At 64.7% G+C, this 1,097-nt stretch carries 2 pseudogenes; both read left to right on the forward strand.

Annotation, left to right across the window (positions count from 1 at the left end):
* Nucleotides 1-344, forward strand: a pseudogene (locus tag FS320_RS46895) (IS110 family transposase); the annotation flags it as partial.
* Nucleotides 345-346: 2 nt separating this feature from the next.
* Nucleotides 347-970: pseudogene (locus FS320_RS43925) on the forward strand (IS3 family transposase); the annotation flags it as partial.
* Nucleotides 971-1,097: the final 127 nt, after the last annotated feature.

Below are 1,097 nucleotides of genomic sequence, written 5' to 3' on the forward strand. Positions count from 1 at the left end.
AGGTGCTGTCCTCCCGAACGCGCCGGTCAGGCAGTCGGGCGGCGGCACTTCTGCGGCTGGCGGCCGTGACAATTGGCAAGACGGAGACGGCGCTGGGCGCCTTTTACCGGCGCCTGTCGACGCGGATTGGCAAGGCCAAAGCTGTCACGGCAACCGCCCGCAAGATAGCGGTGCTGTTCTACAACGCCCTGCGCCACGGCATGGATTACGCTGATCCGGGAGCGTCCTATTACGAGGAGCGATATCGGAAGCGGGTGATCGATAATCTGCACCGCCGCGCCAAGGCCTTCGGCTTTGTGCTGCAGGAGGTCGCTGTTGACGCTTCCACGGGCGCTGTTTCTTAGGAAGCCATCGGCATCTTCGCGGAGGTGCCGAAATGAGGTTTGGCTTCATTGAGCAGCATGCCCGCGCCTATCCGGTGCGGCTCATGTGCCGCGTGCTCCAGGTCTCGCCCAGCGGCTATTACGCCTGGCGATCCCGGCCGGAGAGCCATAGGGCGATAGCGAATCGGCGCCTGCTGCAGGAGGTGCATCGGCTCCATGCCCAGCATCAGGGTCGCTATGGCAGCCCACGCATGCACGCAGCCTTGAGAGCAGAAGGCTGCCAGGTCAGCCGCGGCCGGGTCGAGCGGCTGATGCGCCGGCATGGCATTCGCGCTCTGGCCAGGCGCCGCTTCCGGCCGACGACGACCGACAGTCGTCATCAGCTGCCGATCGCGCCCAACCTGCTGCAGCAGAAGTTCACGGCATCTGTGCCAAACCGGGTCTGGCTGGCCGATATCACGTACAGTCCAACCGGTGAGGGCTGGCTCTACTTGGCGGCCGTGCTGGACCTGGCCACCCGCAAGGTGGTGGGGTGGGCGATGCGCGATCACATGCGAACGGAGCTGACCCTTGGAGCCCTGATCATGGCAGCCCAGCGGCAACGACCAGGTCGTGGCCTCATTCACCATTCGGATCGCGGCAGTCAAGACGGATTCAAGCAGTCGTCGCAACACGTATTCTGTTGACCTGCCGCAGCCACTCGTCAAGCACCTCGGCAGGGGATCTCCAGCCCAGCGTCTTTCTCGGCCTTGCATTGAGGGCGGCTGCCACGGC

This window comes from Microvirga tunisiensis, from assembly GCF_009296175.1.
Lineage (GTDB): Bacteria > Pseudomonadota > Alphaproteobacteria > Rhizobiales > Beijerinckiaceae > Microvirga > Microvirga tunisiensis.